This is a genomic window from Marinicella gelatinilytica, from assembly GCF_026410405.1.
Classification (GTDB): Bacteria; Pseudomonadota; Gammaproteobacteria; order Xanthomonadales; family Marinicellaceae; genus Marinicella; species Marinicella gelatinilytica.
The window spans coordinates 1-26351 of record NZ_JAPMLN010000009.1; the positions used below are offsets into that span (position 1 = coordinate 1).

The window sequence follows — 26351 nt, forward strand, 5'->3', positions numbered from 1 at the left end:
CTGAAATCTACCGCCAACTACCCAACGCCAAAACAGTGGAACAAATAGAACAGTTGTTGCCTGAAAACATCCAGCTCGATTAGACACCCACACACAGCTAAACTAAACTATCAACCATGGGGTTCGCTTGGCGCTTACAAATAAACAGTTATTTAATCAGTACAATTTCTCATGAATTTTTCCATCTTTACCAAAGACGCTATAAAAGCAATTTAAACAGAAGTCAAAAAAGGATTATTCGAAAAAATAGGAATAATGAGGCCTTAGCTAAGGTGCTTGAACGTTGCGGTTCTTTTGCCATCGGCGCTGCAGGATTTGAAGTTTTAGATCATAAAAAACTCATTGAGCAGTACCTTAAAGACCCAAGCTCACATAGCGTTTTTGATAAAACATTTGAGAAAAACCCATTAAGTACTTTGGGTGTTAATTTCAAAGAAGCCAATATTGGTTACACACTTGGGACATACGCCCTTTGGGACCAATTTGGCACTGACGTTCAGCCTTTTGAGAAAAGTAAAATTAGCGATATGCTTAAATTTTGTCGTTATGTGGTGCAGACGATTCCCGATGTTAAAGCTTTGCGTGAGATTCGTTTGAGTGATTATTTGCCGATGCCCCGGCCTGACTTTTATTGGGATGCTGAATAGTTCTAACATCATTTAATTAACCCGTGGTGCATTTGGAGTAAATTGTGCTATTTTTGGCATCGGATAGCAGTTAAAAGCCGTAAAAATGAACAACTTTTATGGTCATCTTGCGTGTTTTAATCTAAAAGATCAGCTTTTCTGGCCAAAAACTTACATAAATTTGATTAAATTCCGGTAAAAATTTCCTAAATGCACCACGGGTTTAATTAAGTAAATTTTACCTTAATGATGTCAAACTTGAGCCTCTAATGCGCTAAATTTAGTCTCGTAGAAACAAGGTATGCCTTGTCTCAAATTTATGGGATAAAAGCCACATCCAAATCTTCAGATATACTCGACAATCGTTTATCACGTGTCCACAAACGGGTGTTTTTCGACAACAAAGTAGCGGCTAATAAATGCAAGTCAATATAACCGATGCCTTTGCCCATAAGCTGTTGATTATCAAGTAGCAACAACACCTCATCATGACTGGCTTCGGTTACATGCGGCAGATTTTGCCAAAGTAACATTAATTCAGCCCGATTTTGTAAATTCCCACAGGCCAATTCACCGATAATCATGGGGTGAATGCAAACTAAAGAGCGATTCAATAAATCAGTTAAGACAGAATCCCCGTTGCGCAAATAGTCGACCCAAACCGAGGTATCCACCAAAACCATCAATCTACAGCCGACCGACGACGTGGCGCATCTTCTAAATTCTGTTCAGACCCGCCTAATTGAGCCAATCGGCGTGCACTTTCGCGCTCTATAAGTGCTTTTAAGCCTTCTCGCAGCAAAGCAGATCGTTCATTAATGCCAGATAAAGCCACGGCTTTGGCCATTAACTCATTGTCAATCGTTACAGTTGTTCGCATAAATCACCACATCATCATAATCACCATCATTATATGCTGACTATGATGCATCGTGCAATCAATCTAAAATGATATTCGTAGAGACAAGGCAGGCCTTGTCTTAACTCTCGGAATACCAATCTGGTGTCTATCCAAGTGTTCAATAAAACCCCTTATCAACTTTCTCCACACCCCAATCGACATTTTCCTACAAGCCAATCGACCTTTTGCGGTATTTTTACGGTTTTGGATTTGATTTAATGGTGGTTACTTTGAGAGAGGAGTAAAGCACATGAATCAACAAGAATTAAACTTTGTGATGGCAGAAATTGAACTGATTATTGAGCAATTGGCAGATTGTCAGTTTTGTCATAAGGCGGTGCACGATGATAACCTTAAACTGTTAAAGCAATTATTTCGGATGAAGTTGGAGCGGGCCTGTGCCCTTAAAAAAGCTGGTTAATGACAGTCAAGGAAACCACCAGAAAAATAATGGTCAAAAAGAAGCCGACCTTGATAAAGTCTTTTACGGCGTAACCACCGGGGCCCATAATTAGAGCAGACACTTGGTGCGTGGGTAGTAAAAATGCATTGGATGTGGAGATGGCGACAATCAGCGCATACATGGCGGGGTTGCCGCCAGTTTCCAGGGCCATATTAATGGCCAACGGTACCAACAGCACAGTGGCGCCGACATTGGACATGACCAGAGAGAAAATGGTGGCTAAAATAGCCAAAGTCAGTTGGTAGGCAATTTGAGGCATATCGCCAAGGGCAGCGATGGTGTTTTGAGCAATCCAGACGGCGGTACCGGTTTGTTCCATGGCAAAACCCAGCGGGATTAAGCAAGCCAACATAAAAACAGACTTCCAACTGACTGCACGATAGGCTTCGTCCATATTAAGAACACCAAAAATAATCATACCCACGGCACCGGTGAGAAGCGCCAAAGACAGCTGCATATTGGTGAAAATAACCAGTGATAAACTGAGGGCAAAAAATAAGATGGCAAAGGGAATTTTTTGTGGCCGCTGTTGTTCACTGGGTGCATCACTGACCAGGGTTAAATTACGTGATCGGCTTAAACCAATTTGGTCATTCCAGCGGCCATGAATAATAAACGTATCACCCAATTGCAACTCTAAATCGTACATGGCTTCTCCGGAATACAATTTATTGTTGCGAGACACCGCTAAAATGGTGATGGCGTATTCTTTACGAAAATGATAATCCGATAATTTAGTACCTAAGTAACGTGAACCGGGAATAATAACGGCTTCAGAGACCCCGGATATCGAGGGATTAAAGTCTGTTTTAAAATGTTTTAGTTTTGGTAGTACAGTGAGGTTAAATTGGTCAGCAAATTTTTTAATTTGATCAGGATTACCCATCACGCCTAATGTTGCGCCATTCCAAATAAATCGGTCCCTGGCCGGTGCCAGTGAGGAATCGCCATCACTGAATAAGGCCACCACCGGTGGAATATGCGGATCAAATTCCAGTTCTCTAACCATTTTACCCACCAAAGGACTGTCTTTATTAACAATCATTTCTGTGATGTGTTTATCGAGGTTATAGTTGTCACGAAAATAAGCATCTGACCGGTGATTATGAACATGGGTGACGGCTTTTTCTTTAGGTAATAAAAAACGACCCAGAACCAAGAAATATAAAATACCTACCGCCAGTAATGATAATCCAATGGGGGTGACAAAAAATAAGCCAAAGGTTTCCATGGTATCGGTACCAGAGGGCAGAGATTGGTTGGAGGTTTCAATCAGGTCATTTAGTAAAATTAAAGGCGATGAACCAACCATGGTGACGGTGCCACCTAAGATGGCACAAAAGCCCATGGGCATGAGCAGTTTGGAAATGGGGATTTTGGCGGAACTGGCAATTTTACTCACCACCGGTAGAAACAAAGCCGTGGCACCAACATTCTGCATAAATCCGGAAATTAATCCCACTGTGGAGGATACCACCGGCATCACGGTTTTCTCAGTTTTGCCGCCGATTTTTAAAATAAACAGGGCCACCGCGCCCATGACACCGGTGCGATCCAATCCGGCACCCAAAATCATCACCGCAATAATTGAAATCACGGCATTTGATGCAAAACCCGAAAATAACTGACTTTCCGGTACCAGTCCGGTTAAACCAAGCATCACCAAGATCAATATCGCTGCCACATCTATGCGAATCACTTCAGTCACAAACATTAAAACGGTGTAGGCTAAAATTGCCAGTATCATCACCATTTCATTGGTTAGCGGTATGATTTCCATTATTGCTTATGCCAGATTAAATCAAAAGAAGCATGGTTTAAGCGCTGCCCGCGACGTTCAAATTTAGTCACCGGACGCCAATCGGGGCGAGGTGCATATCGCGATTGGGTTTGGCTATTTATCAGCCAGTCGGTATTTTGCTCAAGTAATAAAGCCACTTCTTCGGCATAAGGTTGCCAGTCGGTGGCAAAATGTAATCGCCCACCTGAATTTAATTTTGGGCGGATTAAATCTAAAAATTCCTGTTGTACCAGACGTCGTTTATGGTGACGTTTCTTATGCCAGGGATCAGGGAAGTAGATATGCACGGCTTGTAATGAATCATCCGGTATAAATTCACGTATAATGTCCACAGCATCATTACGGATAATGCGAATGTTATGCAAATTGTTTTCATCCGCCGCCATTAATAAGCGACCTACACCGGGTAAATGTACTTCAATGCCCAACAAATTCACTTCAGGATGGTTTTGCGCAGCATGAATTATAGATTCGCCATTACCAAAACCAATATCTAGCCAAACCGGATTATCGTTACCGAACACCTGCGAAAAGTCTAATGGTGAATCAGGCGTTAAGGCGTAGTGCGGCATCAGCTTATCCACCGCTTGACGTTGACCGGTGGTCATTTTGCCTTTTCTTAATACAAAACTGCGAATATGCGCACGGTCTGATAAAAATTTCATGAATTTGTCAGTCAAAAAAATCTATTCTACTCAAATAGTTAATATGATTAAATCATTCAATTCAAATAAATTTAAGAATCGTCAATTCCAATACGTTTCATGACACATTTAGTCATGTCGCATTACTTATTTGGATATTCAATTTTCGCCTTTAAACTAAAGAGATTAAATTTGTGATGAGCCTCACATTAAGCCGTCTTAGTCTTTAAGAATTTACTTTATTTGTGTAAGATAATTTGATATTTCACGAATTTATAATCTTGGTTTCTTGAATTATTTATGGTACTTTAAAATCAATTCAAGAGAACTATAAACAGTCATTGGACTAGATGAATTTTAAATAAGATTTATCTGTTAAAATGACTGAAAAAATTAAATTCTAGAATAATATAATAATAAACAAACGGAATTTCATTACATGAATATTAGGCTTAATATTGAATTAACAGGTCGGGAATTATTTTTGGTCAAATCAATCTTGAACATTAAAGATTGTTATGGCCATAACCGATTTATTGTGCCGACTGATATGGAAGAGCCGGATGTGCGTATTTCTCAGCATGGGTCAGACTACAAAGCTTGTGTTTTAAAGGACAATAAAGTTTTTACATTTAAGCCCACCATTAATCCCAAAACAATTTCGCAGGTGTTGACACAAATTAGCCAGTATTTGGATGGTTATGATACAGATTCTTTGCACTTGATTGACCATATTGTTAACTTAATGCAATCAAAAGAAACCGGCGTTTTAATTGTCGGCCATGACCAGTTTTTTGTTGAGTTTTCAACTAAAACCGGTTTATTGCGAACGAATTTTGAAGCTGATATTACTGCACTTGTTGATTTTATCGCTGATGAAACGGTGCAAATAAAGACCAATGTTAGTGACGAAGATTTGTCAAAAGCGAATTATGAATACCCACTTTATAAGACGCTTTGGGACATTGCTTTGCAATTTAAACATTCAGTTTATGATAAGCATTTTCATAATGATAACTTTAAACTTGAGTTAGAAAACTGGCCTAATTTTGGTCATTTACGTTTTCAGCAGCCATTTATTTATCTGACAGCTGCGTTAAAAAGTCGGTCGTTAACTTTGGCGCAATTACTACAATTAGATATTGCTTCTGAGGAAACCGTCTATGGCTACTTAAACGCCATGATTTTATCAGGTCACATTAAAGTCATTAAGACAGAGACTTCGCGAACACAAAAAGTTGAGTCTAATAAACCGGTGTCAAGACTACTTCAGGGACTCAAGGGGTTATTTTCAAAAACAGGATGAACGATTTGACTCAAAAAAAGATAGCCGTTATCGGCTCGGTCGGTGTAGGTAAAACCACACTCATTAACCGATTAAGTAATAACGACACCATAAACACAGATGTGGTTTCCAGTGTTGATATTGGCAAAGAAATGACGACAGTGGGTATTGATTATGGTCAGATTTATGTGGATGATGAGATTAACTTGGCCTTGTACGGTGTTCCGGGGCAGCGTAAATATTCGTTGGTATGGGATTTTGTTAAAGAAGGTTTATGGGGGTTGGTGATTTTGGTGAAAGACAATGACAGACACTCGATTGAAGAAATGGACTATTTATTGGATTATTTTTCCGTTAAAGATGATATGCCGTGTGTCATAGGCGTTACCCACTTCAATAATAAAGTTACAAACGAGTTAACGTTAGTCCATGAATGTTTGCGCAAACACCAACTTAATTTGCCGGTTTATACGGTTGACACTCGAATAAAGGAAGATGCTTTGATGATTATGAATACATTAATTGCGCTAGCGGAGGAAGTTAGTCATGTCTGATAAGTTAACTAAACTCATGTCAGAACTAAAGCATAAACTACCTGATATCAGGATTGTGCATGTCACCACAGCCGATGGAATTCCGGTATTTAGTCATTATTTTAGTGATAATAATGTTAAACAAGACAAATTGGCTGCGGTGGCAAGCTCAATCGCATCTTTAAGTCGGGCAGCCGCTAAGCACGTGCTTGGTGATGGTTTTGCCAATACTGTGATTGAAACCGCAAACGGTATTATGCTGATGGTTCAATGTCAATATCAAAATAAATCCTGTGTACTTTGTGTTACCACAGGACGTCAACATAACTTAGGGCAAGTCAGGTACTTCGCATTTAAACTGGCTGAAGTGCTTAAAAAAATATAGTTTTACCGATCTCTATTAAAAAGACGGTATTTGTTTTAAATATAGGTGATTAAATATGTCAAATATAAATGAAAGTTTACAACAGTTGTTGGAATTGGATGGTGCTAAAGCCGCTTCTTTAGTTGATAGTGAATCCGGTATGGTTTTGGGTGAAGCCGGTAGTGGTTTGGATATGGAACTGGCAGCAGCCGGAAACTCACAAGTGGTAAAAGCCAAACTTGATACCATTAAAAACCTAGAATTAAATGAAGAATTGGTCGATATTATGATTACATTGGACAGTCAGTATCACTTAATTCGCCCTATTAAATCTCAAAAAGGACTGTTCTTTTATCTGGTATTGGATATTTCTAAATCAAACTTAGCCTTAGCGCGCCGCAAAGTACAAAACGTTGAAACTGCGCTGGAAGTTTGATTTGTAAACACCACTTATTGACCAGTATTTTATTGGTTAAGGTCTAACATGCCATCTTTTTATGAGGAATACGCTTAAATCGATGGCTGTGTGAGACATTTAGGTGACAGTCGTAGTCACTAATCAGACCGGTTTCAGTATCCAAAAGATGACAATGCGGGTAGGGGTTTTTGTCATAAAATCGCTTGTTATTTACTTTGATGCATTGGATGAGTTGCTTGCTATTGAGCTCGTTAATCAGTGTTTTTAAGTGTTCATTACTTTCGATGACATGGCTGTGTTGTTGAAATTCGCCCAAATCCTGATAGCTTGGATGGTAATTGGCCATGCGAATAAATAACAATAAATCATGCAGTGCCAGATCTTTTAGGTCATGTGCTTTTAAATCCTGATAAACTCGGTAGTGGTGCATGCATTGCTGTTGCACCATGGCGGCTTGAATTAGGATATGTTGCGCTTGGGTTTTATCCAGGGGTTGAGGACGTGCAATGGCTAAATCCAGCCCTGATTTGATGCCTAAATAAATTTCACCGGCCAAACCGCCAAACCATCGTCTAAAGTGACCGGTTGTTTTGTTTTGGTTTAATGAAAGTACATCGTTAAACTGACGGTGACTGGCCGGGGTGAGCTCTATGGTCCAAGTGTGCATGGTTTTCTCCAAAAATAAAATGTGCGCGTTGTTTTCAAATCAAAATTAGTCAACTTGGCCTAAATTATAATGATAATCATTATTATTATAAGAGGAGCTTTTTATATTCATCGGTTTACGAAGCTCGTTTGGTTTGGTGGCTAAAATGGGCCTGAATTGGTACAATTTACCCTTTCAAAACCAAGTCTTAATCGCCATGACCCAAACTACTGATCCCAATAGCCAAGCACCGGTGATTCGCGCGCCGCGCGGTACCAAACTGAATGCCCAATCCTGGCTCACTGAAGCCCCATTACGGATGTTGATGAATAACCTTGATCCGGAGGTGGCAGAGCGGCCGGAGGATTTGGTGGTGTATGGCGGTATCGGTAAAGCCGCCAGGAACTGGGATTGTTACCATACCATTGTCAAGGCGTTAAAGGCCTTAAAATCCAATGAAACGCTGTTGGTGCAATCGGGTAAACCGGTGGGTGTCTTTACCACTCATGAAGATGCGCCAAGGGTGCTGATCGCCAATTCTAATTTGGTGCCGCATTGGGCCAACTGGGATCATTTTAATGAACTCGATAAAAAAGGCCTGATGATGTACGGGCAAATGACCGCCGGTTCCTGGATTTATATCGGCTCCCAGGGGATTGTGCAGGGCACCTATGAAACCTTTGTGGAAATGGGTCGTCAGCATTATGGCGGTGATTTATACGGTCGCTGGATTTTAACCGCCGGTTTGGGTGGTATGGGCGGCGCGCAACCCCTGGCAGCAACCATGGCCGGGGCGTCTATGCTGGCCATAGAGTGTCAGGAATCACGCATTGCAAAGCGATTAGAAACCGGTTATCTGGATCAACGGGCTGATTCTTTGGATGAAGCCATGGCGATGATTAACCGGGCGGTTGCGGATAAAAAAGCAATCTCCGTGGGCTTATTGGGCAATGCGGCTGAGATTCTGCCGCAGATGATCGCCCGGGGTATTCGCCCGGATGCGGTCACCGATCAAACCTCGGCCCATGATCCCACCAATGGCTATTTGCCCAAAGGCTGGACGGTGGACGAGTGGTTTGAAAAACGTGTAAGTGACCCGCAAGGCACCGCCAAAGCCGCCCGTGAATCCATGAAAGTGCATGTGGAAGCGATGCTCGACTTCCAAAAACAAGGCATTCCGACCTTTGACTATGGTAATAATATTCGCCAGGAAGCCTTTAATGTCGGCTGTCAAAACGCCTTTGATTTCCCGGGTTTTGTACCGGCCTATATCCGACCGTTATTTTGTCGAGGTGTCGGACCATTTCGCTGGGCAGCATTGTCCGGTGATCCCGAGGATATTTATAAAACCGATGCCAAAGTCAAAGAACTCATTCCCGATGATCCACATTTGCACCGTTGGCTTGATATGGCACGGGCACGCATTCAGTTTCAGGGCTTACCCTCACGAATTTGTTGGGTCGGTTTGGGGTTACGACATAAACTCGGTTTGGCTTTTAATGAGATGGTGAAATCCGGAGAATTATCGGCGCCGGTGGTGATTGGCCGTGATCATTTAGATTCAGGTTCAGTGGCCAGTCCCAACCGGGAAACCGAAGGTATGGTGGATGGTTCGGATGCGGTCTCAGACTGGCCCTTATTAAATGCCTTACTCAATACCGCCTCAGGTGCCACCTGGGTGTCACTGCATCATGGCGGCGGTGTCGGTATGGGGTATTCACAACATTCCGGGGTGGTGATTTGTTGTGATGGCAGCGATGCCGCGGCCAAGCGCATCGAGCGGGTGTTGTGGAATGACCCGGCCACCGGCGTCATGCGTCATGCCGATGCCGGTTACGACATCGCTCAAAAATGCGCCCATGAGAATAACTTAAACTTACCGATGTTGGGAAAATAAACAATGACTTATCGCTTAACGCAACAAGGCTTCGAGCTGGCAGATTTGCGCCAGATATGGCAACAACCCGCACAAATGGATGTGGATGACCGTTTATTACAAGGTGTTATTCAGTCGCGACAAACCGTGGAACAGGTGGCTGCCGGTGATGACACGGTGTATGGCGTCAACACCGGCTTTGGCCTGTTGGCAAACGTCAAAATCGAAAAAAGTGAATTAGACACTTTACAACGTAATCTGGTCATATCCCATGCAACCGGTGTCGGCAATCCTATCGATACAGATACCACGCGATTAATTATGGCGCTAAAAGCCATGAGTTTGGCACAAGGTGTTTCTGGGATTCATCCGAATACGCTGAAGTTATTGTTGGCCATGATTAGCCATGAAATTTATCCTTTAATTCCTGAAAAAGGTTCCGTGGGTGCTTCCGGTGATTTGGCACCACTGGCACATTTGAGTAGTGCCATGATTGGTCTCGGCCAAGTCAGTTATCAAGGTGAAATTAAGCCTGTGATGGAAGTCTTTGATTCCCTGGATTTGAGCCCGATTAAACTGGGACCTAAAGAAGGCTTGGCGTTACTCAATGGCACCCAGGTGTCCACCGGTTTGGCCTTGAAAGGTTTGTTCCAGTCTGAAAATGTTTTTCACGGCGCTATTTTAGCCGGTGCCTTGTCTATTGATGCCGCTAAAGGTTCATTGGCACCCTTTGATGAGCGCATTCATCAGGCGCGCCGACAAAAAGGCCAAATTACCGTAGCCCGTGCCATCCGTGAATTATTGAAAAACAGTGAAATTGTGGTCTCTCACGAAGATTGTGATCGGGTTCAGGACCCCTACAGTTTGCGTTGTCAACCGCAGGTCATGGGTGCGGTGTTAGATACCTTTGATTTTGTGGCTGAAAAATTACTGATTGAAGCCAATGCCGCCACCGATAATCCTTTGGTGTTTGCTGAACAAGGCGATATCTTATCCGGTGGTAATTTTCACGCAGAACCGGTGGCCCTGGCCGCCGATTACCTGAGTATTGCGGTCACCGATATGGCCAATATGTCAGAGCGGCGTCTGGCGATGCTCATTGATCCGGGCTTAAGCCGTTTACCGGCGTTTTTGGTGCCCGATTCCGGCGTTAACTCGGGCTTTATGATTGCCCATGTTACCGCTGCGGCTTTGGCATCGGAAAATAAAACCTATGCCCATCCGGCCAGTGTCGATACCATTCCGACTTCAGCTAATCAAGAAGACCATGTGTCGATGGCGACCTTTGCCGCGCGCAAGCTCGGCGATATTGCCGTGAATGGCGCCATTATTGTCGGCATTGAAATGATGGCGGCTTGCCAAAGTATCGATTTTCATCAGGATTTGCGTACCTCGGATGCTTTATACCGTGTTTATCAACGGGTGCGACGGGATGTGCCGTTTTTGGATAAAGACCGCTTAATGGCTCCGGATATTGAAAGCATGCAACAATTGGTATTGAGCGGTGAATTGAACCACGCTTTAGAGCCCTTGTGTCCGTCTTTACGCTAAGCAATATCGGTGAGCCTTCACCTTTGGTGATTAGTGTGCCCCATGATGGCGGCAAGCTGGCGCCGGGCATGATCGAACGACTGCAACCCTATGCGGTCGCTTGCCCCGATCGGGATCATTTGATTGCTGAAGTCTTTGATTTTGATGATTTGCCGCACACCCGTATTAAAGCCGAATACAGTCGTTATGTGGTGGATCTGAATCGGCCCGCGACTGGGGGTGCCTTATATCCCGGCCAATCAGAAACCGGTGTCTGCCCGGTCACCGGTTTTGATGATCGGCCGTTGTATCGCAGTGGCCTGGAACCGGATGAAAATGACATTAAACAACGTATTGAGCGTTATTGGCAGCCATATCATGATGAATTATCGCGTTTGATTGATAAGGCCAAAAACCGTTTTGGATATTGTCTGCTGATTGATGCCCACAGCATTGATGATGTGGTACCACGATTTTTCGAAGGTGTTTTACCAAACATCAATGTCGGCACCTTTGCGGGTCAAAGCTGCGACCCTAAATACCAAAAAATAGTCACCGATGCTTTACAGCAACAAGACCACTATTCCTGGGTTATTAATGACCGTTTTAAAGGCGGTTACATCACTCGCCATTACGGCCAACCTCACAACAATGTTCACGCCATCCAGTTAGAACACGGTAAATCCATATATGCCCGAGACTTTAAAAACGTCTCAAATGGCGCGGATGGTTTACGCCGGTTTTGGAACACTGTGTTAACCCAATTGCTTAGTTTGTAACTGGTTTTTTGTTTGGTTTGCATTCCTTTTAGGTGTTTCTTTTAAGGTTTTATCATTGGCATAATTGATTCCGCTGTCCCGCCTTTGATTTGTTATAATTACGGCTTTTATTTTCATCGCTTTTCGGCGATTAAATTTACCATGAGGCTTTTGTATCATCATGAATTTACAAAAGTCTTAATCTTTAAGGAGCTGTTATGACCAAGCCGACCATTGTCTATACCATTACTGATGAAGCCCCCGCTTTAGCCACCTATTCTTTTCTGCCGATTGTGCAAAGTTTTGGCGCGCAAGCCGGTGTTCATTTCACCACTCAGGATATTTCCCTGGCTGCCCGTATCCTGGCGCAATTTCCGGAGCGCTTAACAGATAAGCAAAAGCGCAACGATGCTTTAGCAGAACTCGGTGAACTGGCTAAAAAACCCGAGGCCAATATCATTAAGTTACCTAATATTTCTGCCTCTGTTCCGCAGTTACATGCCGCCATTAAAGAATTGCAAAAAGCCGGTTACGATATTCCTGATTATCACAGTGACCCTGAAAACAAAGAACAAGAACAAGCCAAAGCAGCTTACAGCAAAGTGTTGGGTTCTGCAGTCAATCCGGTGTTACGGGAAGGTAACTCAGATCGACGGGTGGCTGCAGCTGTAAAAAAATACGCACAGAATAACCCACACCGCTTGGGTGAATGGTCAAAAGACTCGAAAACCAAAGTCGCACACATGCAAAGCGGTGATTTTTACGAGACTGAACAGTCTTATGTGATGCCCAAAGACCAAACGGTTCGCATCGAATGGGTGGGTGGCAATGGTGACGTTAAGGTGTTAAAGGAAGATCTGACGTTATTAAAGGATGAAGTATTGGATGCGTCGCGCATGAGCAAAAAAGCGCTGCGAAATTTTCTGGCTAAAGCCATTAAAGATGCCAAAGCTGCCGGTGTTTTATTTTCTGTGCACCTAAAAGCGACCATGATGAAGGTTTCTGATCCGATTATGTTTGGTCATACGGTGGAAGTGTATTACGGCAGTTTATTTGAGAAATACGGTCAGTTATTCGATGAGTTGGATGTCAATGCCAATAACGGTATTCAGGCGGTGTATGACAAAATTGAATCACTTCCTGAAGCACAACAAACTGAAATCAAAAATGCCATCGCTGCCTGCTATCAGGACAACCCATCGCTGGCCATGGTTGATTCAGATAAAGGCATTACCAATTTGCACGTTCCTAACAATGTCATTATCGATGCCTCGATGCCGGCGGCCATTAAAACCTCCGGCAAAATGTGGAATGCCGATGGCAAACTACAAGACACCCATGCGGTTATTCCCGATCGCTCGTATGCCGGTATTTACCAGGAAATTATTGATTTTTGCCGTGAAAATGGTGCCTTTGATGTCACCACCATGGGTAATGTCAGTAACGTTGGCTTAATGGCGAAAAAAGCCGAAGAATACGGCTCTCATGATAAAACCTTTGAGGTTGAAGCTGATGGTCTTATTCGCATTATGTCTGATGACAATGAAGTGTTATTACAGCATGAGGTGGCGCAGGGTGATATCTGGCGTGCCTGTCAGACCAAGGACGTGGCCATTAAAGACTGGGTAAAATTGGCCGTCAGTCGTGCCCGGAATACCGGTCAGCCGGCGATTTTCTGGCTCGATGAAAACCGCGCCCATGACCGCAACCTGATTGAAAAAGTGAACGCTTATTTACCTGAACACGATACTGACGGATTAGAGATTAAAATCATGAACCCGAAAGCTGCCATGCGTTACACCTGTGAGCGGGTCAGTGCCGGCAAAGACACCATTTCTGTAACCGGTAATGTATTGCGTGATTATCTCACCGATTTGTTCCCGATTTTAGAGTTGGGTACCAGTGCCAAAATGCTGTCCATCGTGCCTTTACTGGCCGGTGGCGGTTTGTTTGAAACCGGTGCCGGTGGCTCTGCACCGAAACATGTACAACAATTTATTGAAGAAGGTCATTTACGTTGGGATTCCCTGGGTGAGTTTTTGGCGTTGGCGGTTTCTTTAGAAGCGGCTGCCGAAAAAACCGGTAACGAAGACGCACAAGTACTCGCCGATGCATTGCATAAAGCCAACGAGGAATACTTATTAACCAATAAATCACCTTCTCGCAAAGTCAATGAATTGGATAACCGCGGTAGTCACTTTTATCTGGCTAAATATTGGGCGGAAGCCTTGTCAGAGCAAAACGACAGCAAAAAACTCAAAGACACCTTCAAACCTGTGGCTGAAAAATTAAATGCTCAGGAACAGACCATTTTACAGCAACTGGTTGACGCGCAAGGCAAAGCTGTAGATTTAGGTGGTTACTTTGAGCCCAATGATGACAAAGCTGCCGCTGCCATGCGCCCCAGCGAGGCCTTAAATGAAATCATTAATGACTTAATCAAAGCTTAACGCATTCATCTGTGTGATCCGACAAACGCCGATTGGTTTAAAGCCAATCGGCGTTTTTATTTGGATGATGGAAATCAAGAAATAGAGATGTGACATGCGGTGCTTGTTGACAGCAGGAATTAACAAGCGATAATAAAAAGGTTTTATTTAATCTAAATACTATGTCAAAGCGCTTTAATTTTCCTATCGTGGTGATTGATGAGGATTTTCGTTCTGAAAATGTCTCGGGTTCAGGAATTCGTAATTTGGCGGAAGCCATTACAGAAAATGGTGTTGAGGTGGTGGGATATACCAGTTATGTCGATCTCACTTCTTTTGCGCAACAAGCCAGTCGCGCCTCCAGTTTTATTGTCTCCATTGATGACGAGGAAATTGGCCAGGGCAGTGATGAAGAAGTTGATCAAGCCATTGAAGAAATTCGGGGATTTATTACTGCAGTTCGCCGAAGTAATCCGGATATTCCGATATTTCTGTATGGTGAAACCAAAACCAGTCAGCATATTCCCAATGATATTTTGCGGGAGTTGCACGGTTTTATTCATATGTTCGAAGACACCCCGGATTTTGTGGCGCGACATATTATTCGTGAAGCCAATAAATACCTGTCTCATGTGGCGCCACCATTTTTTAAAGCGTTGATGAATTATGCAGAAGATGGTTCCTATTCCTGGCATACGCCGGGTCATTCAGGTGGTGTGGCGTTCTTAAAAAGTCCGGTAGGACAGATGTTTCATCAGTTTTTTGGTGAAAACATGTTGCGTGCTGATGTTTGTAATGCGGTGGAAGAGTTGGGTCAACTGTTGGATCATAATGGCCCTGTGGCCGAAAGTGAGCACAATGCCGCGCGAATTTTTAGTGCTGATCATTTGTTTTTCGTCACAAACGGCACCTCAACATCGAATAAAATTGTCTGGAATTCAACTGTGGCCACAGGCGATATCGTGGTGGTGGACAGAAATTGTCATAAGTCCATATTGCACTCAATTATTTTGACCGGAGCGGTGCCGGTGTTCTTGATGCCCAGTAGAAACCATTACGGTATTATTGGCCCGATTACCAAACAAAAGTTTTCAGCTGAATATATTGCCAAAAAAATTGCTGCTCATCCCTTTGCCAGCAAAGTTAAAGGACGTAAACCACGCATATTAACCTTAACGCAAAGTACCTACGATGGTGTTATTTATAACGTTGAGGAAATTAAAACCTTGTTAGGCGATACAGTTGATACCTTACATTTTGATGAAGCGTGGTTGCCCCATGCATCATTCCATAAATTTTATCAAAATATGCATGCCATCGGCGGTGACGGTCGAACCCGCGCAGAAAATGCCACGGTTTTTTCGACCCAATCTACCCATAAATTATTGGCCGGTTTGTCACAAGCCTCGCAAATATTAGTACAAGAGTCTCAGAATTCCCATTTTGATATGCACCGTTTTAATGAAGCCTTTTTAATGCATACTTCAACCAGTCCGCAGTATTCAATCATTGCTTCATGTGATGTGGCAGCGGCCATGATGGAACAGCCAGCGGGACATGCTTTGGTCGAGGAGTCTTTGGTGGAGGCGCTAAGTTTTAGAAAAGCCATGCGCAAAGTGGATAACGAATTTGGTGACGATGATTGGTGGTTCACCGTCTGGGGTCCTGATGATTTCAGTGATGAAGAAGTACCGGTGCAAAGCGACTGGATGATTAATCCTGAAGATGAATGGCATGGCTTTGATATTGAAGAGGCCGGCTTCAACATGCTTGACCCCATTAAAGCCACCATTGTTACCCCGGGCTTGAATATCAAAGGTCGTTTTGATGAAATGGGCATTCCGGCCAGCGTGGTGACAAAATATTTGAACGAGCATGGAATTGTGGTCGAAAAAACCGGTCTGTACTCTTTCTTTATTATGTTTAACATTGGCATCACCAAAGGTCGTTGGAACTCCTTGGTCACGGAATTGCAGCAATTTAAAGATGATTATGATCGTAATCTTCCTCTGTGGCGAGTTATGCCGGAATTTGTTGCCAAGCACCCGGCCTATGAACGCATCGGGCTGCATGACCTCTGTCAGCAAATCCACAGCATGTATCAGCAAAATGACATCGCCAGAATCACCAAGGACATGTATTTGTCCAACATTGAACCGGCCATGATTCCTGCTGATGCCTGGGATAAAATGGCTCATGGTCAAGTAGAGCGGGTGTCAATTGATGATTTAGAAGGTCGCATAACAGCGATATTAATCACACCCTACCCACCGGGCATCCCATTAATGGTCCCCGGTGAGCGCTTCACACCCGAAGTCATTGGCTACCTTAAATACATTGAACAATTCAATGCTCAATTCCCCGGCTTTGAATCCGATGTTCACGGTCTTATCAGTAAAAAAATCAACGGTAAAAAAGAATACTTTATTGATGTAGTGGTGGAATAAAGGTACTCTGGGCAAAAAATGTAGGTTGGGCTGAGCTCCGCGAAGCCCAATATTTTCTTCATAGACTTGAGTTTTTTTAGGATAAAATTATCAAGCAGGTTTTGATTATTTTAATCCGAAAATGTAAGCTGTTATTTAAGATTTGTTGTTGGGCTTCGCGGAGATCAGCCCAACCTACTGAACCAATCTTGTGACAACGGATGCAGTATTTTGGACACATGGTGCCGAGCCACTCGTCGGACGGCAAGCTTTGGCAGATGCGTTCGCACCCTTTTTTGAAAATTTTTTATTTATTCAGGATTATGATTGTCATGAATTGATTGTGCGCGGTGATCGGGCCTTTGTGCGGGGCTTAGAACGTAATAAACGTATTCCGCATGATGGCGGTGAGGCGGTTATCGTTAAACAACGGGCATTTTCAGTGCTTCACCGTTCAGCAAATGGCCAGTGGCGATTTAGCAGAGGTATGTCAAATAAGCCTGCGGAAGAGTAGAAAGAAGGCCAAGGTTTATATGAGTATGCTTACATTTATTGGTCCTTTCCTATCAAAAATTTGACATGGGGATAGAAAATTCCTGACCACATTTTCCTACACGATTGGAAATTGTGATTATAATGGATACATGTCCTGAATTAATTTTACTGAATGAAGCCTGTCAAGAAAATAACAAATGAGAGCAACACCTTGTTAATGGTGGCTTATTTTCTGATTCTGTTTTTTCTTTACGAATGGATGGTTATGTATACCGTTATGATTAATGGTTGCCTACCAATGGAGTATAACTGGCTTTCTGAAAACAAAGCAGGGTTTAGTCTGTTTTCGGTTTTTATTGTTGTTTTTGTCTTGTTTGCAGGCTGGATGTTGGGGGAAATTATTGCTTCGCATATTGGCAATTATCGGGATAAATGGTTTTGTACGGGTATTGGTCTGTTTGTGGTTTTTCTGGTGATGGCCGTTTTAGGCACATTTCGAATACATTGGGAAGCGTATGAAGTTTTATGGGGTGAACGAGGACCCTTTGAATTCTCCATTCAATTGAATGATAGACAAGCTTGGCCGCCAGATTACAGTTTCGATCATACTTCAATGAATAAAGGTTACTGTCCAGAGTCAAATTCAAAATAGATTTCAATGTACTAACCTGAGGTGCATTTGGAAGAAATCCTAACAAATGTTGTCATATCGGCTACGTCCGTTGCAACTAATGTAGCAGACCTACTTCCGTGTAGGCCACCGAGCGAAGGCCAGGTAATGTAAATTAAGCGGTTTGTGCGAAGCACAAGAATCTTAATTGAAATGCCGTAGGCCGTGAGTGGACGCCGCCAAGGATGGCGGTGTCCATGTGTTTCGCTTAGCCGGAATGACGAGTTGTCTTCAACCAGATTATAGAAATCTAACTTCACCAAGACACATTGTTGTTCTTCAATAATGCCCCGCTTTTGATCGCTTTGCTCAGACTATTCTTAAAATGGTTATTGTTCTATATGATTCACGGCATAATGATAGGACTCATTGAAGTTTTTAATGAGACTGTCTAAGAATTTAGTGTTAAGTTGGTTACCGAAGTGGTTATCTTTGGCTGCAGCGACTTTATCGCGATGCTGTGTGAGCGTTTCTTTGTCTTTTTCAAAAAATGCTATGTTTCCCAGGACAAAATCATTCCAGCGCAGGGCGTTTTCTTCAAAGTTTTCTGAGTTCTTGGGAACTGTTTTACTCCATTTGACGGCTTTTTTATAATCACCGGCGTGGCCCCATGATTGGGCAGCGTGCCAGCGCAGGGAGCTTTGCGTGGCATTGTTGACTTCGATGTATTTCTCGATTAATTGGGCGACTTCTTTATGGCAGTTTAAACCATCTTTCAGTAAGGCCCTGAAGCCTTGGCCCATGGTTTGGTCAAATTCTTTGTAACTTAACGCTAAGTCTGTTTTCAGGTGTTGTTGATAGAGGTCTTGGCAATTTTGCGCATTAGAAGAAAACGAGAATAAAACAAGTGTGGCTAATAGAATTTTCATGAATTTTTTATGGGTGATTGTTTACAACTGTGACCGTGATAAATTATTGAAGTTCAAAGGGAGATATTGATCAGCGGCCTGGGTTAGTTCACTATCTGACTTTGCAATAGGTTGTATTTAAGCTATACTGCCTTTCTGCATTGCAATGATGCGGATTCTCGTGTAAAAAATCTCCACACCTTACTCATTAATCACACAATCGCAAACCATAAAAATCAAACACTTAGCGCTATTTCTTAAAGTGAAATATTGTTTAAGCTACTGAAATCAAACAATTTTTTAAATTTCCCGCTTGACTTAAAACTGGTTTCACCATAAAGTGCAATAATGTGGGTTTTAGTAACATAATTGTGGGATAAAGTAGTGTTTTACGGCGAAGTGGCTCTAAATTTAGATGCAAAAGGTCGATTGGCGATACCATCAATGTATCGTGAACCGATTGCTGACGCCTGCGAAAATGCTTTGGTTCTTACCTATAATGCTTATGAAAATGACTCGCTGTGGCTGTATCCACAAAAGGAATGGGAGAAAGTACGAGACAGTGTTATGGCGTTAAGTACCTTTGATCCCATGCACCGTGCCCTGCAACGTAGATTGGTGGGAAGTGCATATCACCTCAGTCCGGACAAAGGTTCACGGATTTTATTGCCGGTAACGTTACGTCAAGTGGCTTCCATGGAAAAGCGGGTGGTGATGTTGGGATTAGGTAAAAAGTTTGAGATTTGGAATGAAGATGCCTTGCATAAACAGCGACATCAGGTGCCGACTATGGGTGGAGAAGTTTCTGAAGATATGAAGTCATTGGTGTTGTGATGAATCAGTCATTGCACCAAAGCGTCCTGTTGCAAGCTGCCACAGAGGCACTTGCTATTAATCCTTCGGGTCGGTATTTAGATGCCACCTTTGGTCGTGGCGGTCACGCCAATGAAATCCTTAAAAAACTCAATGCGCAAGGACGTTTGGATGTCATTGATCGTGATCCGGAGGCTTTATTGGTGGCCGGAAATTTAGCTGACAGTGATTCGCGTGTTACTGTGTTTGCCGGAGATTTTGAATCAGTAATAACTGAACAGTTATCTCCAGATACTTATGACGGGGTGTTGTTTGATTTTGGCGTGTCCTCGCCGCAAATTGATCAGGCTGAACGTGGTTTTAGTTTTCAAAAAGATGGTCCTTTGGATATGCGTATGGATAACCACAGTGGTGATTCAGCCGCTGATTGGTTGGCGGTGGCAGGTTTGGATGAGATGAGACAGATCTTTTGGCGCTACGGTGAAGAGAAAAATGCACGGCGCATTGCTCAGAAAATAATTGATGCCAGAGACGATCAGCCGCTAACCAGAACCTCTGAATTAGCGGATTTGGTTTCTGAGGTGAATAAAGCTTACAGCAAAAAGCATCCAGCCACTCGCGTATTTCAAGCCATACGTATTCACATTAATGATGAGTTAGGACAAATTGAGCGCAGTTTGCCTGAGTCGCTGGCTTTGTTGAAAGCCGGTGGACGATTGGTGGTGATTAGTTTTCATTCTCTGGAAGATCGCTTGGTGAAACGCTTTATGAAAAAACAAGCCAAACCCATCAAAGTAGATCGGCGGATGCCGATAATGCCGGATAACTTGCCACAAGCAACCATAAAAATCATTGGTAAACCGGTTAAAGCTTACGAGGTAGATGCGAATATCCGTGCGCGCAGTGCGGTGATGAGGGTGGCAAAACGGTTATGAATCCACAACCAATAATAACCTTGGTTTTAGCGGTATTGTTAGCAGTGGTGCTGGTGGCTTTTGTGTATAGCCAAAACGAAACGCGCAAGGTTTTTGCATCGATTCAACAAATAGAACAAGAAAAAACCCGCCTCAATGGTGAATGGGCGCGTTTACAAATTGAGTTATCCACTTTGGTTAGCAACAGTCGCATAGAGCATATAGCGAAAAGTGAATTGGGCATGAAATTGCCCGAAGATGAACAGATTATGGTCATAAAACGATGAGACAATCCGGGTCACAAATAAGCCGAACTCAGCTGCGAATGTTAGCGGTGATGGCTTTATTGCTTTGTGGTTTTTCGGTGGTGGTGGTGCGCGCTTTTGCCATACAGGTAAAAGGCAAAGCGTTTTACCAAGCTCAGGGTGAGATGCGTCATGTTAAAGAAGTGGAAATGCCGGTGTCGCGCGGTGCCATCTATGATCGCAATGGCGAGCCTCTGGCGTTGAGTACAGCCATGCAGTCAGTGGGGGTGGTGCCGAGTCAGTTACTTGATCAGTTTTCAAAAGTAGAACAATTGGCAGAAGTGTTACAGCTCAGTGCTGAGGAATTAAAACAAATTATTACCAGCCGCAGTGATCGTCAGTTTTTGTACATTAAGCGGCGAATAACGCCCATGATGGCCGATGCGGTTAAAGCTTTAAACATGCCCGGCGTGGAATTCCGCACTGAATATAAACGGTTTTATCCATCCGGTGAAATTCTTGGCAATGTGGTGGGTTTTACCAATGTCGAGGACCAAGGACAGGAGGGTTTGGAACGGACGTACGATAATTGGTTAACCGGTGTCGCCGGAAAGAAAACTGTGGTTAAAGACTTATTAGGCCATGCGGTGGCTGATATTGATGTGGATGAAATTAAAGCCCCTAAACCGGGTAAAGATTTATATTTAAGTATTGACCGACGTTTGCAGTATGCCGCTTATTTGGCGCTGAAAAAAGTGGTCTATAAGCACCGTGCAAAATCAGGCTCAGTGGTGGTGTTGGATGTCAGCACCGGCGAAGTGTTGGCGATGGCTAATATGCCTTCATTTAATCCCAATGGCAGTAAAGAAGATAACAATGGTTGGCGAAACCGTGCGGTCACGGATATTTATGAACCGGGCTCTGTAATGAAGCCATTTGCCATTGTCGCGGCTTTGGAAAGTGGGCAGTTCGACCGAGCTTCTACCATTAATACTTCACCCGGTGTCTATGAGGTGGATGGTTTTGTGATTCATGATTTCCGTGATTATGGTGAATTGTCATTGGTCGATATTTTGGTTAAGTCCAGCAACATTGGTGTCGCTAAACTGGTTTTGGATTTAGGCAAAGAACATTTGTGGGATGTTTATCATCGTTTTGGCTTTGGACAATCAACCGGTAGTGGTTTTATTGGTGAATCTGCCGGTTATTTGCCACCACATAACCGCTGGCGAACCGTTGATCATGCGGCTTTATCCCGGGGCTATAATTTATCAGTAACGACTTTACAGTTGGCGGCGGCGTATGCTGTGTTTGCCAATGACGGTCGTTACCGTGCGCCGACTTTTATCAAAAACAGTCTCAATGAAGAACGTGCCATTATAGATCCGGCGATGGCGGCCAGTGTGAGTGAAATGTTGTCGCATGTGGTCACAGACAATGCCGGTCACCGTGCCGGATTATCCAATTACAGTGTAGCCGGCAAAACCGGTACCGCCAGAATTGCTGAAAATGGCGGCTATTCTGATAATTATATGGCTTCATTTGTGGGTTTTTCACCGGTTCATCGACCGCGATTGGTGGTGGCTGTGAATATTAATAGCCCGCAAGGTGAAGCTTATTATGGTGGTCAGGTGGCGGCACCATTATTCTCTGAAGTCATGAAAACCGGATTACGCTTATTAAATGTGCCGGCGGATGAGGTGCCGTTAACAGCTGATAATAAGCAGACAACAGAGGTGGAGGACAATCATGGCTAACTATAAACTGTTGTCCCAACTGTTAAATTGTGTGGAAGCGCGTCAAACCACCCATGTTGATTTACACATTAAAGGATTGGCCATCGATAGCCGGGAAGTTAAGTCCGGTGATTTATTTTTGGCTTTGTCAGGTCATCACAAGCATGGCATAGCGTTTGCGGAACAGGCCGAACAAAACGGTGCAGTGGCTATTTTTGCTGAAGCGCCGATCAACAGTCATATTAAACAACTGGCAGTGACTATTCCGGTTTATGAAATTAAACAATTAAGTGGCCAATTAGGAAAACTGGCGGCTTTCTTTTTTGACCATCCCAGTGAGCGAATGAAGATCATGGCGGTGACCGGTACCAATGGTAAAACCTCGACTGCATGGTTACTGGTTCAAGCGCTACAAGCTTTTGGAGTTAACGCTGCTTACATGGGCACCTTGGGTTTGGGTGATGCGAAAAGATTAAAGCCGCTGGCTAACACCACGCCATCAGCGTTACACATTCAGTCAAACCTGGCTGAACTGTTAAACCAAGGGATTACGCATGTTTGCATAGAGGCATCATCACATGCCTTAGTACAAGGACGATTGAACGGTTTGCGCATTGATACCGGTATTTTTACCAACATCAGTCAAGATCACCTTGATTACCATCAAACCATGCAAGCTTACAGTGAAGCAAAACAACAGTTGTTCACGCAGTATGCGTTACGCCATGCCGTGATTAATGGAGATGATGACTATGCAAGTCAATGGTTAAAAGAAGGTATTAATGCAGACTTAATCAGTGTTTATGGTCAACAACAAACAAAAAACAATGACATAAAACATCACCACACAGCACAAAATGTCGAATTGTCTGAAGTCGGCATCACTTTTGATTGGCGCCATGATAATGAGCAACACCGCATAACAACGCAACTGCTGGGCCGTTTTAATGTTGATAATTTATTAGCGGTCATGTCCAGTCTCACTGAAGCCGGATTTCAGGCAACAGATATTATTACTGTGGTGGCACAGTTAAACCCGGTGCCGGGTCGCATGAACACCATTCATCTACCCCATAAACAAGTCACTGTGGTGATAGATTTTGCCCATACACCAGACGCATTAGCGCAAGTATTAAACGCGTTGGCCGCACATTGTCAACATGAGTTGTGGTGTGTTTTTGGTTGTGGTGGCGATCGTGATCGCGGTAAACGTCCTCAAATGGGTGGAATCGCTGAATCTTATGCCGATCGCGTGATTATTACCGATGACAATCCGCGTTTTGAATCAGCCGCTCAAATTACGGCAGATATTGCTTTAGGCATGAAGAAGCCTCCGCAGATCATCCATAATAGACAGACGGCTATTGAAGAAGCCTTGTTAAAGGCGGTGACCGGTGATGTGGTTTTGATTGCCGGAAAAGGCCATGAAACAACCCAACAAATAAAAGATCAATACCACGAATTTAGTGATTTTCAGGTGGTACAAAAGTGGCTGGAGAAAGCCGCATGATCAAGATGCAACTTCATCAAATAGCTGCCATCGTTAATAGCCAATTGGTGGGCAAGGATGTTCGCATCAAAGGCGTGTCAACGGATTCCAGAACAGTGCAACCGGGACAATTGTTTGTGGCTTTGGCGGGTGAGCATTTCGATGGTGCTGATTATTGTCAACAAGCGGTTGAACACGGTGCGGTGGCGGTGTTAGTGAGCCGACCGGTGGAAGTGTCGGTGCCACAATTGATTTGTGATGACACACAAAAAGCTTTGGCGGCTTTAGCCAGTGCTTGGCTTCAACAATGTCAAGCACAAGTCATTGCCATCACCGGTTCAAACGGTAAAACCACAGTAAAAAATATGCTCTATAGCGTATTAAAACAACAAGCTTCGGTACAGGCAACAGCGGGTAACTATAACAATGAAATTGGTTTGCCGTTAACCGTATTGGCATTAAAACCGGAAACCAAATATTTGATATTGGAAATGGGAGCCGGACAAGCCGGTGATATCGCTTATTTGTGTGAAATTGCGCCACCCAATGTGGCTTTGGTCAATAACATAAGTGAAGCCCATGTGGGTCGATTTAATGGCTTGGATGCCATTGCCAAAACCAAAGGTGAAATATACCAGGCGCTTCAATCAGGCGGCTTAGCAGTGATTAACGTCGATGATAATTATCATGATAGTTGGTCGATACCAAATGGCGTTAACCAAGTTCGATTTGGTCGCCACAAAGATGCCGATTATCGATTGATGGACAACTCACAAGAAACAGTTCAAGTAAAAACGTCTGACGGGCAAACCATCCACTTACGTTTGCCGGTGGCCGGTGGACACAATTTAATGAACGCTGCTGCAGTGGTGGCCATGGCCCATTGGCTCGGGTTTTCTGTGGAACACATAGCGTCCGGATTAAGTCACTTTAAGCCTGAAGCCGGACGATTACAACGTCATCATTTTAAACAAGGCGGTTTATTAATTGATGACAGTTATAACGCCAATCCGGCTTCTATGCAGGCAGCTTTATCCGTGTTGCAACAATCCCCCAAACCCCGGGTATTGGTTTGTGGAGATATGTTGGAATTGGGGGAAACAGCGATATTGGCACACAAAAAAGTGGGGGAAACAGCGAAGATTATGGGTATTGAAAACGTCTATGCAGTTGGGGACTGGGCAGATGCCGTGTGCCAGGGTTTTGGTGACTCTGCTTGTCATAGCTTTTGCCAAACTGAACAATTAATTGAAGCCTTAAATAAAAAACTGGATCGAACGGGAACTGTGTTAGTGAAAGCCTCAAGAGGTATGCGATTGGAGCGCATAGTAGAAGCTTTATTAGCGGAGTCAGCAGCATGATATTTTGGTTGGCAGAACAATTACAATCTCACTTTTCCTGGTTAAATGTATTTGGCTATTTAACTTTTCGTGCGGTGGTGGCTGCACTCACTGCTTTGATTTTTTCGCTGATGTTGGGTGGTCGATTTATCAAATGGTTACAAGCCAAACAAATCGGACAACAGGTGCGAGAAATCGGTCCTGAAAGTCATCTCAGTAAACAAGGTACACCGACTATGGGTGGTGCCATGATTTTAGTCATTATTGGTGTGGTCACATTGTTATGGGCTGATCTCAGTAATCACTATATTTGGCTGGCGTTATTCGTGATAACCGGTTTTGGATTAATCGGTTGGTTGGATGATTACAAAAAAATTCACCGTAAAAATTCCGACGGTTTGGCAGCACGTTATAAATATTCGTTGCAATCGTTGGTGGGGTTACTGGCTGTGGTGTATTTGTTTGTTTTTGGAGACAGTAGCATCCGAGAACAACTGGTGGTGCCGATGGTGACTGATTTTAATTGGCATCTTGGTTGGTTGACCATTCCGCTTGGATATTTTGTCATTGTTGGCGCCAGTAATGCTGTTAATTTAACCGATGGTTTAGATGGTTTAGCCATTATGCCAACCGTGTTGGTGGCATCCGCATTGGGGGTGTTTGCTTATGTTGCGGGTAATGCAGTTATTAGTGAGTATCTGATTTTACCTTTTGTGCCAGGAGCCGGCGAATTGTCAATATTCTGCGCGGCCATGGTTGGTTCCGGTTTGGGGTTTCTTTGGTATAACGCGTATCCGGCTCAGGTTTTCATGGGTGATGTCGGGGCTTTGGCATTGGGGGCGGCCTTAGGTTTGGTGGCTTTTATTACCCGCCAAGAGTTTGTGTTTTTTATTATGGCCGGCGTGTTTGTAATGGAAACCGCTTCAGTCATTTTACAGGTGGCGTCTTTTAAATTACGGGGAAAACGAATTTTTAGAATGGCACCGATTCACCACCACTTTGAATTGAAAGGCTGGGCTGAACCTAAAGTCATCGTACGGTTTTGGATTATCGCGATTATTTTGGTTCTGGTTGGTTTAGCCACTTTAAAAATACGCTGAT

Annotated in this window: 27 protein-coding genes; 20 read left to right on the plus strand and 7 right to left on the minus strand. The window is 43.5% G+C overall.

Translation table 11 applies throughout. The annotated features are described in order from the left end of the window. The first annotated feature begins 116 nt into the window (after positions 1 to 116). Positions 117 to 647 (plus strand): hypothetical protein, encoded by a 531-nt coding sequence (locus OS173_RS07185; protein WP_267183592.1) that lies wholly within the window; start codon positions 117 to 119, stop codon positions 645 to 647. Between the two features lie 296 nt (positions 648 to 943). Here the strand turns inward: OS173_RS07185 and OS173_RS07190 are convergent, their stop codons facing one another. Further along, positions 944 to 1309 carry a type II toxin-antitoxin system VapC family toxin gene (locus tag OS173_RS07190; protein WP_267183593.1) on the minus strand — a complete coding sequence of 122 codons (366 nt, stop codon included), beginning with the start codon at positions 1307 to 1309 and terminating at the stop codon, positions 944 to 946. Then, on the minus strand, positions 1309 to 1506 hold the full coding sequence (locus OS173_RS07195; protein WP_267183594.1) for a type II toxin-antitoxin system VapB family antitoxin: 198 nt from the start codon (positions 1504 to 1506) through the stop codon (positions 1309 to 1311). The genes OS173_RS07190 and OS173_RS07195 overlap by 1 nt, the downstream gene beginning before the upstream one ends. Positions 1507 to 1777: 271 nt before the next feature. Here OS173_RS07195 and OS173_RS07200 point away from each other — a divergent pair, with 271 nt between their 5' ends. After that, entirely contained in the window at positions 1778 to 1948 is a 171-nt protein-coding gene (locus OS173_RS07200) for a hypothetical protein (protein WP_267183595.1), read from the plus strand. Here OS173_RS07200 and OS173_RS07205 read toward each other — a convergent pair. Continuing rightward, positions 1932 to 3770 (minus strand): SLC13 family permease, encoded by a 1839-nt coding sequence (locus OS173_RS07205; protein WP_267183596.1) that lies wholly within the window; start codon positions 3768 to 3770, stop codon positions 1932 to 1934. The two genes, OS173_RS07200 and OS173_RS07205, sit on opposite strands and share 17 nt — an antisense overlap. Further along, positions 3770 to 4456, minus strand: coding sequence for a tRNA (guanosine(46)-N7)-methyltransferase TrmB (gene trmB, locus OS173_RS07210; protein ID WP_267183597.1), 687 nt, complete (start codon positions 4454 to 4456; stop codon positions 3770 to 3772). Before trmB ends, OS173_RS07205 begins: the two co-directional genes overlap by 1 nt. A 418-nt stretch (positions 4457 to 4874) precedes the next feature. Between trmB and OS173_RS07215 the strand changes: the two genes are divergently transcribed. Genes OS173_RS07215 through OS173_RS07230 form a run of 4 tightly spaced genes read left to right on the plus strand, consistent with a single transcriptional unit; the run spans position 4875 to position 7053 of the window. After that, on the plus strand, positions 4875 to 5741 hold the full coding sequence (locus OS173_RS07215) for a hypothetical protein (RefSeq protein WP_267183598.1): 867 nt from the start codon (positions 4875 to 4877) through the stop codon (positions 5739 to 5741). 5 nt (positions 5742 to 5746) lie between these two features. Continuing rightward, positions 5747 to 6274 carry a GTP-binding protein gene (locus OS173_RS07220; RefSeq protein ID WP_267183599.1) on the plus strand — a complete coding sequence of 176 codons (528 nt, stop codon included), beginning with the start codon at positions 5747 to 5749 and terminating at the stop codon, positions 6272 to 6274. Beyond that, positions 6267 to 6638, plus strand: a complete 372-nt coding sequence (locus OS173_RS07225; RefSeq protein ID WP_267183600.1) for a roadblock/LC7 domain-containing protein — start codon at positions 6267 to 6269, stop codon at positions 6636 to 6638. The genes OS173_RS07220 and OS173_RS07225 overlap by 8 nt, the downstream gene beginning before the upstream one ends. Positions 6639 to 6693: 55 nt before the next feature. Beyond that, complete coding sequence (locus OS173_RS07230; protein WP_267183601.1) at positions 6694 to 7053, plus strand: hypothetical protein; 360 nt, start codon at positions 6694 to 6696, stop codon at positions 7051 to 7053. Between the two features lie 43 nt (positions 7054 to 7096). Here OS173_RS07230 and OS173_RS07235 read toward each other — a convergent pair whose 3' ends face one another. Then, positions 7097 to 7702 carry a hypothetical protein gene (locus OS173_RS07235; RefSeq protein ID WP_267183602.1) on the minus strand — a complete coding sequence of 202 codons (606 nt, stop codon included), beginning with the start codon at positions 7700 to 7702 and terminating at the stop codon, positions 7097 to 7099. A gap of 196 nt (positions 7703 to 7898) precedes the next feature. On the opposite strand from OS173_RS07235, the gene hutU reads away from it, so the two are divergent. The 3 genes from hutU to OS173_RS07250 are packed head-to-tail and all read left to right on the plus strand — an operon-like array spanning position 7899 to position 11866. Next, on the plus strand, positions 7899 to 9578 hold the full coding sequence (gene hutU, locus OS173_RS07240) for a urocanate hydratase (RefSeq protein ID WP_267183603.1): 1680 nt from the start codon (positions 7899 to 7901) through the stop codon (positions 9576 to 9578). Between the two features lie 3 nt (positions 9579 to 9581). Next, the gene (hutH, locus tag OS173_RS07245; RefSeq protein WP_267183604.1) at positions 9582 to 11108 is read left to right on the plus strand and encodes a histidine ammonia-lyase; all 1527 of its coding nucleotides are present in this window, start codon (positions 9582 to 9584) and stop codon (positions 11106 to 11108) included. Next, entirely contained in the window at positions 11090 to 11866 is a 777-nt protein-coding gene (locus OS173_RS07250) for an N-formylglutamate amidohydrolase (protein WP_267183605.1), read from the plus strand. Before hutH ends, OS173_RS07250 begins: the two co-directional genes overlap by 19 nt. Here the strand turns inward: OS173_RS07250 and OS173_RS07255 are convergent. Further along, complete coding sequence (locus tag OS173_RS07255) at positions 11843 to 12028, minus strand: hypothetical protein (RefSeq protein ID WP_267183606.1); 186 nt, start codon at positions 12026 to 12028, stop codon at positions 11843 to 11845. The genes OS173_RS07250 and OS173_RS07255 overlap by 24 nt on opposite strands. Before the next feature lie 35 nt (positions 12029 to 12063). Between OS173_RS07255 and OS173_RS07260 the strand changes: the two genes are divergently transcribed. The 4 genes from OS173_RS07260 to OS173_RS07275 all read left to right on the plus strand — a co-directional run bounded on the left by OS173_RS07260 (position 12064) and on the right by OS173_RS07275 (position 17847). Next, complete coding sequence (locus tag OS173_RS07260) at positions 12064 to 14295, plus strand: NADP-dependent isocitrate dehydrogenase (protein WP_267183607.1); 2232 nt, start codon at positions 12064 to 12066, stop codon at positions 14293 to 14295. 161 nt (positions 14296 to 14456) lie between these two features. Further along, positions 14457 to 16721, plus strand: coding sequence for an arginine/lysine/ornithine decarboxylase (locus tag OS173_RS07265; protein WP_267183608.1), 2265 nt, complete (start codon positions 14457 to 14459; stop codon positions 16719 to 16721). 190 nt (positions 16722 to 16911) lie between these two features. Then, a complete protein-coding gene (locus OS173_RS07270; protein WP_267183609.1) occupies positions 16912 to 17214 on the plus strand; it encodes a YybH family protein in 303 nt (100 codons plus the stop codon). A gap of 153 nt (positions 17215 to 17367) precedes the next feature. Next, the gene (locus tag OS173_RS07275; RefSeq protein ID WP_267183610.1) at positions 17368 to 17847 is read left to right on the plus strand and encodes a hypothetical protein; all 480 of its coding nucleotides are present in this window, start codon (positions 17368 to 17370) and stop codon (positions 17845 to 17847) included. A 347-nt stretch (positions 17848 to 18194) separates the two neighbouring features. Here OS173_RS07275 and OS173_RS07280 read toward each other — a convergent pair whose 3' ends face one another. Continuing rightward, entirely contained in the window at positions 18195 to 18734 is a 540-nt protein-coding gene (locus OS173_RS07280; RefSeq protein ID WP_267183611.1) for a hypothetical protein, read from the minus strand. A 348-nt stretch (positions 18735 to 19082) separates the two neighbouring features. Here OS173_RS07280 and mraZ point away from each other — a divergent pair, with 348 nt between their 5' ends. The 7 genes from mraZ to mraY are packed head-to-tail and all read left to right on the plus strand — an operon-like array spanning position 19083 to position 26350. After that, positions 19083 to 19547 carry a division/cell wall cluster transcriptional repressor MraZ gene (mraZ, locus tag OS173_RS07285; protein WP_267183612.1) on the plus strand — a complete coding sequence of 155 codons (465 nt, stop codon included), beginning with the start codon at positions 19083 to 19085 and terminating at the stop codon, positions 19545 to 19547. Continuing rightward, on the plus strand, positions 19547 to 20461 hold the full coding sequence (gene rsmH, locus OS173_RS07290; RefSeq protein ID WP_267183613.1) for a 16S rRNA (cytosine(1402)-N(4))-methyltransferase RsmH: 915 nt from the start codon (positions 19547 to 19549) through the stop codon (positions 20459 to 20461). Before mraZ ends, rsmH begins: the two co-directional genes overlap by 1 nt. Next, the gene (gene ftsL / locus OS173_RS07295; protein WP_267183614.1) at positions 20458 to 20727 is read left to right on the plus strand and encodes a cell division protein FtsL; all 270 of its coding nucleotides are present in this window, start codon (positions 20458 to 20460) and stop codon (positions 20725 to 20727) included. Before rsmH ends, ftsL begins: the two co-directional genes overlap by 4 nt. Next, on the plus strand, positions 20724 to 22442 hold the full coding sequence (locus tag OS173_RS07300) for a peptidoglycan D,D-transpeptidase FtsI family protein (protein ID WP_267183615.1): 1719 nt from the start codon (positions 20724 to 20726) through the stop codon (positions 22440 to 22442). Before ftsL ends, OS173_RS07300 begins: the two co-directional genes overlap by 4 nt. Beyond that, positions 22435 to 23931, plus strand: coding sequence for a UDP-N-acetylmuramoyl-L-alanyl-D-glutamate--2,6-diaminopimelate ligase (locus tag OS173_RS07305; protein WP_267183616.1), 1497 nt, complete (start codon positions 22435 to 22437; stop codon positions 23929 to 23931). Before OS173_RS07300 ends, OS173_RS07305 begins: the two co-directional genes overlap by 8 nt. Next, positions 23928 to 25271, plus strand: coding sequence for a UDP-N-acetylmuramoyl-tripeptide--D-alanyl-D-alanine ligase (locus OS173_RS07310; protein WP_267183617.1), 1344 nt, complete (start codon positions 23928 to 23930; stop codon positions 25269 to 25271). Before OS173_RS07305 ends, OS173_RS07310 begins: the two co-directional genes overlap by 4 nt. Then, the gene (gene mraY, locus OS173_RS07315; RefSeq protein WP_267183618.1) at positions 25268 to 26350 is read left to right on the plus strand and encodes a phospho-N-acetylmuramoyl-pentapeptide-transferase; all 1083 of its coding nucleotides are present in this window, start codon (positions 25268 to 25270) and stop codon (positions 26348 to 26350) included. The genes OS173_RS07310 and mraY overlap by 4 nt, the downstream gene beginning before the upstream one ends. Position 26351: the final 1 nt, after the last annotated feature.